Source organism: Actinosynnema sp., from assembly GCF_052038725.1.
Genome location: NZ_JBQGCX010001091.1, coordinates 1 through 5,627, shown reverse-complemented (window position 1 = coordinate 5,627; position 5,627 = coordinate 1). Strand labels below are relative to the sequence as shown.

The 5,627-nt window shown below is 73.3% G+C and carries 7 protein-coding genes and 1 pseudogene; 6 read left to right on the top strand and 2 right to left on the bottom strand.

From position 1 onward, the window contains the following. Nucleotides 1–260, bottom strand: a pseudogene (locus tag ACTUAL_RS23095) (hypothetical protein); the annotation flags it as partial. Nucleotides 261–320: 60 nt separating this feature from the next. On the opposite strand from ACTUAL_RS23095, the gene xylA reads away from it, so the two are divergent. The 3 genes from xylA to ACTUAL_RS23080 all read left to right on the top strand — a co-directional run bounded on the left by xylA (nucleotide 321) and on the right by ACTUAL_RS23080 (nucleotide 3,601). After that, nucleotides 321–1,460, top strand: coding sequence for a xylose isomerase (gene xylA, locus ACTUAL_RS23090; RefSeq protein ID WP_440901706.1), 1,140 nt, complete (start codon nucleotides 321–323; stop codon nucleotides 1,458–1,460). Beyond that, a complete protein-coding gene (gene xylB / locus ACTUAL_RS23085) occupies nucleotides 1,460–2,842 on the top strand; it encodes a xylulokinase (protein WP_440901705.1) in 1,383 nt (460 codons plus the stop codon). Before xylA ends, xylB begins: the two co-directional genes overlap by 1 nt. Nucleotides 2,843–3,007: 165 nt before the next feature. Next, nucleotides 3,008–3,601, top strand: coding sequence for a flavodoxin family protein (locus ACTUAL_RS23080; RefSeq protein ID WP_096492352.1), 594 nt, complete (start codon nucleotides 3,008–3,010; stop codon nucleotides 3,599–3,601). A 325-nt stretch (nucleotides 3,602–3,926) separates the two neighbouring features. Here the strand turns inward: ACTUAL_RS23080 and ACTUAL_RS23075 are convergent, their stop codons facing one another. Next, entirely contained in the window at nucleotides 3,927–4,163 is a 237-nt protein-coding gene (locus ACTUAL_RS23075; RefSeq protein WP_096492353.1) for a DUF6480 family protein, read from the bottom strand. A gap of 62 nt (nucleotides 4,164–4,225) precedes the next feature. Here ACTUAL_RS23075 and ACTUAL_RS23070 point away from each other — a divergent pair, with 62 nt between their 5' ends. The 3 genes from ACTUAL_RS23070 to ACTUAL_RS23060 all read left to right on the top strand — a co-directional run. Continuing rightward, a complete protein-coding gene (locus ACTUAL_RS23070) occupies nucleotides 4,226–4,810 on the top strand; it encodes a nucleotidyltransferase family protein (protein WP_015800635.1) in 585 nt (194 codons plus the stop codon). After that, nucleotides 4,807–5,061 carry a phospholipid-binding protein gene (locus ACTUAL_RS23065; RefSeq protein WP_096492354.1) on the top strand — a complete coding sequence of 85 codons (255 nt, stop codon included), beginning with the start codon at nucleotides 4,807–4,809 and terminating at the stop codon, nucleotides 5,059–5,061. Before ACTUAL_RS23070 ends, ACTUAL_RS23065 begins: the two co-directional genes overlap by 4 nt. Beyond that, nucleotides 5,058–5,627: metallophosphoesterase family protein (locus tag ACTUAL_RS23060; protein ID WP_440901704.1), on the top strand; the 570-nt coding region annotated here is incomplete at its 3' end. The genes ACTUAL_RS23065 and ACTUAL_RS23060, both read left to right, overlap by 4 nt.

Below are 5,627 nucleotides of genomic sequence, written 5' to 3'. Positions count from 1 at the left end.
CTGCCGGAGGCGGCGTCGACCGGTGGAGCGGAGTTGTCGGTGGCGTCGACCGGCGGTGTGGGGCGGCCAAGGGGGTCTACCGGCGAGTCGCCGCGGCCGAGGGCGGTGTCGTGCGGGGTGGGGTGGCCGGGGTCGGTGGGTGCCTGGGTGGTCTGGGGTGTCGGGGCGGTTGGGGGCGTGTCCTGCTGGCCTGCGGTTTCGGGAGGGCTCTGCTTCGCTGTTCGCTGGGCTTGCCGGTTGGTCGGCTGCGGGCTGGACACCACTGGATACTATCCGTCGAACGCGATAAGTTCAGGCATCAAACTTATTGGAGGTTCACCGTGACCGACTTCAGCTTCGGCCTGTGGACGGTTGGCTGGCAGGGGCGTGACCCGTTCGGGGACGCCACCCGGCCCGTCCTCGACGCGCCAACGGCGGTGCGCAAGCTCGCCGAGCTGGGCGCCTGGGGCGTCACCTTCCACGACGACGACCTGATCCCCTTCGGGGCCAGTGCCGCCGAGCGGGACCAGCGGGTCTCCGCGTTCCGCAGCGCGCTCGACGAGACCGGGCTCGTCGTGCCGATGGTGACCACGAACCTGTTCACCCACCCCGTCTTCAAGGACGGCGGCTTCACCAGCAACGACCGGTCGGTGCGCCGGTTCGCGCTGCGCAAGGTGCTGCGCAACCTGGAGCTCGCCGCCGAGCTCGGCGCCAAGACGATCGTCCTGTGGGGCGGTCGCGAGGGCTCCGAGACGGACGCGGGCAAGGACGTGCAGGCCGCTCTGGAGCGCTACCGCGAGGCGCTGGACACGATCGCGCAGCACTCCGTCGACCAGGGCTACGGCTTCCGGTTCGCGCTGGAGCCCAAGCCCAACGAGCCGCGCGGCGACATCCTGCTGCCGACCGTCGGGCACGCGCTCGCGTTCATCTCCACCCTCCAGCACCACGAGCTGGTCGGCGTGAACCCCGAGGTCGGCCACGAGCAGATGGCCAACCTGAACTTCGTCCACGGCATCGCGCAGGCGCTGTGGCAGAAGAAGCTGTTCCACATCGACCTCAACGGGCAGAAGGGGCCGCGCTTCGACCAGGACCTGGTCTTCGGGCACGGCGACCTGCTCTCGGCGTTCTTCCTGGTCGACCTCCTGGAGAACGGCGGCTACGACGGCCCCCGCCACTTCGACTACAAGCCCCTGCGCACCGAGGACGTCGACGGCGTGTGGGACAGCGCCGCCGCCAACATGCGCACCTACACCCTGCTCAAGGAGCGCGCGCAGGCCTACCGCGCCGACCCCGAGGTGCAGGAGGCGCTGCGGGTCAGCGGCGTCACCGAGCAGGCCGTGCCCACCCTCGGCGACGGCGAGTCGATCGCGGACTTCCTCGCGGCCGACGAGTCGTTCGACCCCGACAAGGCCGCCGAGCGCGGGTACGGGTTCGTGAAGCTGTCGCAGCTGGCCCTGGAGCACCTCCTGGGCGCCCGCTGATGGCGCTGGTCGCGGGCGTCGACTCCTCCACCCAGTCCTGCAAGGTGGTGGTGCGCGACGCCCAGACCGGCGCGCTGGTCAGGGAGGGGCGCGCCGCGCACCCGCCCGGCACCGAGGTTCACCCCGACGAGTGGTGGACCGCGCTGCGGACGGCGATCGACGCCGCGGGCGGGCTCGACGACGTCGAGGCCGTCTCGGTGGCCGCGCAGCAGCACGGCATGGTGTGCCTGGACGCGTCCGGGGAGGTCGTGCGGCCCGCGCTGCTGTGGAACGACACGCGCTCGGCGGGCGCCGCCGCGGACCTGACGGCCGAGCTCGGCGCGCAGGCGTGGGCGGACGCCACCGGCAGCGTGCCGGTCGCCTCCCTCACGGTCACCAAGCTGCGGTGGCTGGCCCGGAACGAGCCCGAGGCCGCCGCGCGGGTCGCCGCGGTGTGCCTGCCGCACGACTGGCTGACCTGGAAGCTGCGCGGTGGTGGCGACCTGGCCGACCTGGTCACCGACCGCAGCGACGCGAGCGGCACCGGCTACTGGTCCCCGGTCACCGGCGAGTACCGGCCCGACCTGCTGGAACTGGCCATGGGACGGGCGCCCGAGGTCCCTCGGGTCGCCGGACCCGCCGAGCTGATCGGCGGCCGGTACGGGGTCGGCGCGGGAGACAACGCGTCGGCCGCGCTGGGCGTGCAGATCCAGCCCGGTGACGTCGTGGTGTCCGTGGGCACGTCCGGGACCGCGTTCGCGCGGTCCGAGGCGGCGGCTGCGGACGGCACCGGGATCGTCAACGGGTTCGCCGACGCGGAGGGCACCTACCTGCCGCTGGTGTGCACGCTGAACGCCTCCCGCGTCCTGGACGCCACCGCCGCGATGCTCGGCGTCGACCTGGACCGGCTGTCCGAGCTGGCGCTGGGCGCCGAGGCCGGGGCGGGCGGGCTGGCCTTCGTGCCGTACCTGGAGGGCGAGCGCACCCCGAACCGGCCGGACTCCACCGGGGCACTGCACGGGCTGCGGCTGGACACGGCCACGCCCGGACACCTGGCGCGGGCCGCCGTCGAGGGGATGCTGTGCAGCCTCGCGGACGCGATCGACGCGCTGCGGGCGGTCGGCACCCCGGTCAGCCGGGTCCTGCTGATCGGCGGCGGGGCTCGGGCCCGTGCGGTCCGGGAGATCGCGCCCGCCGTGTTCGGGTGCCCGGTGCTGGTGCCCGAGCCGGGGGAGTACGTCGCCGACGGCGCCGCCCGGCAGGCCGCCTGGGCGGTCGGCGGCGCCGACGCCCCGCCGGTCTGGACGGCGCGGACCTCGGCCTCGTTCACCGCCGAGGCCACGCCGTTCGTCCGCGAGAGGTACGCCGAGGCCCGTGACCTGACGGTGCCCCGGTTGGGCTGAGCGCCCCGGTTGGGCTGAGGCGCGCGAGCGCGGGAATCGGGCGGGTGATCCGGGAAGCCTCCGGGTCACCCGCTCTCCCGTGCCGGGGGTGCTGCCGAAGGGCGCGGTTGGGGCGGGTCGTCGCGGGTAACCGGGCGCGATCCGCTCAGACCGGAGGTGGGAGCTGTGCGCGCTACCGTGCTCAACTGCACGTTGAAGAAGTCGCCCGCGCCGTCCAACACCGGGGCCCTGGCCTCGGTCGTGGTGGGGGCGCTCCGGGAACGCGGGGTCGACGTCGTCGAGCACCGGATCGCCGACCTCGACGTCCAGCCCGGCGTGGAGACCGACCTCGGGGACGACTGGACCGCCGTGCACCGGGACCTGCTCGGCTCGGAGATCCTGGTCATCGCCACGCCCACCTGGGTCGGCAGGCCCTCGTCCCTCGCCCAGCGGGTGCTGGAGCGGATGGACGCGATGATCTCCGAGCAGGACGCCGACGGCAGGCCCGTCGCCTACAACCGGGTCGCGGGCGTCGTCGTCACGGGCAACGAGGACGGGGCGCACCACGTCGTCAGCGAGGTCGCGGGCGGGCTCGGGGACATCGGGTACACGATCCCCGGACAGGCCTGGACGTACTGGAACATGGGGCCCGGCCCCGGACCCGACTACTCGGACACCGACCACGGGCACGAGTGGGCGCACAGCACCGGGCGGACCATGGCGGCCAACCTGCACGCCGTCGCCGTCGCGCTGGCCGCGAACCCCGTCCCCGCGCCCTAGGGACGCCCGACCCCCGCGCCTCGCTGAGAACGAGGGCGGGGGAGCGGGTGGGCTCGCGGGCGTGGTGGACCGGCCCGCGAGCCGGGGGCGCGTCGCGCGCAGAACGGCGCGCACAAAGCCGCGCGCGGCGCCACGGAGGAAAACCCGCAGCAGTGCGGCGCGGGAAAGCGGTGCGGTGGTGACCGGGATGTGTTCGTCTGGCATGGATCCGAAGCTAGAGCCGCGGATTCACGCCCGGCAGCCGGAGAAGAGCACGTTGTGGACAACCACCGGACCTGTGGATGAACCGGAGTGGGGACCGGGCCGAGGTGGTAGGGGCGGCGGGTCAGAACAGGGCGGTCCAGCCCATCAGCTCCGCCACCACGAAGGCCACCACCAGCACCGTCAGGACGACCACCGCCACCAGGGTCACCACGGGGGCGACCTTCGACGGCATCGGCTGCGGGTGGGACAGGCCCGAGGTCTGGCCGGAGTCCGGCGGCGTGTCGCCCGGTGCGACGCCGCCACCCGGCTCCAGGCCCGGTGTGCGCGTGGGGTTGGGGTCAGGCGGTTTCGCGGTCATACCGTGCCGTGTACCCGTCCGGGCCCGTGTGAATCGGACGTCACACGGGTAAACGAAATCCCATGAGCGGCCTACAGGACGAGTTGCTGCGCACCCTGACCAAGGTGGCCAAGGCGCTGCGCGCTGAGGGCATCCCGTTCGCACTGGCGGGCGGCTGCGCGGTGTACGCGCGCGGCGGACCCTCCACCGAGCACGACGCGGACATCCTGGTCCGCGAGGAGGACGCCGCCGAAGCCGTGCGCGCGCTGGTCGCCGTCGGCATGCGGGCCGCGGAGCCGCCGGAGGACTGGCTGCTCAAGGTCTACGACGGCGACCTGCTGGTCGACCTGCTCTACCGGCCCAACGAGCTGCCGGTGACCACCGAGACGCTGGAGCGCGCCGAGGAGCTGCAGGTCGGCTCCGTGGTGCTGCCGGTGATGCCCGCGACCGAGGTGATGATCGGCAAGCTCCTCGTGCTCGACGGGCACCGCTGCGACTTCAGCGCCCTGCTGCCCTTCGCCCGCGCGCTGCGCGAGCAGATCGACTGGGAGAAGGTGCGGGAGGCCACCGGCCACTCGCCCTACGCCGAGTCGTTCCTGCTGCTGGTGGAGCGGCTGGACATCATCGCGCCGGAGTCCGAGCCGGTGCGGGAGAGGACCGCGTCATGACGGACGAGCCCGAGCAGTACCTCGCCGCCCGGTTGCGCCGGGCCATCGCCGAGGACCCGCGAACCACCGAGATGGGTGTTCGCATCACCGTTCGGGGTGACACCGCGCTGCTCTCCGGTGACGTCGCGAGCCCGGAGCGGCGGGCGGAGCTGGAAGCGGTGATCCACGACGTCGCCCCGGAGCTGACCGTGCTCGACGACGTGAAGGTCGTCCCGGCCGGCGAACCCGAAGGACAGGAGGACCTCCGATGATCCGCATCGCCGCCGTGGGCGACGTGCACCTGGACGAGTCGGCGCGCGGTCGGATGCGGCCCGCGCTGGAGAACGTCGCCGAGCACGCCGACGTGCTGCTGCTGGCGGGCGACCTGACCAGGCACGGGACCGTGGACGAGGCCAAGGTCGTCGCCGACGAGTACCGGGACCTGCCGGTGCCGGTGGTCGCCGTGCTCGGCAACCACGACCACCACGACGACCGCCCCGACGAGGTCACGGCCGTGCTGCGCGACGGCGGCCTGATCGTCCTGGAGGGCGAGGGCGCCGTCTTCACGATCGGGGACCGCACGCTCGGCGTCGCCGGGGTCAAGGGCTTCGGCGGCGGCTTCGCGGGCAAGTGCGGCAGCGCGTTCGGCGAGCGGGAGATGAAGGCGTTCATCGGGCACACCACCGAGGTCGCCGACCGGCTCCGGACCGCGCTCGAGGGGCTCGACACCGACGTCAAGGTCGCGCTGACCCACTACTCGCCGGTGCCGGACACGCTGCGCGGCGAACCGCTGGAGATCTACCCGTTCCTCGGGTCGTACCTGCTGGGCGAGGCCGTG

Excerpts from the sequence above, each read along its gene's own strand:
- xylB (WP_440901705.1), top strand. The coding sequence starts at position 1,460 with ATGGCGCTGGTCGCGGGCGTCGACTCCTCCACCCAGTCCTGCAAGGTG.
- ACTUAL_RS23075 (WP_096492353.1), bottom strand. The coding sequence starts at position 4,163 with ATGACCGCGAAACCGCCTGACCCCAACCCCACGCGCACACCGGGCCTG.
- ACTUAL_RS23070 (WP_015800635.1), top strand. The coding sequence starts at position 4,226 with ATGAGCGGCCTACAGGACGAGTTGCTGCGCACCCTGACCAAGGTGGCC.
- ACTUAL_RS23065 (WP_096492354.1), top strand. The coding sequence starts at position 4,807 with ATGACGGACGAGCCCGAGCAGTACCTCGCCGCCCGGTTGCGCCGGGCC.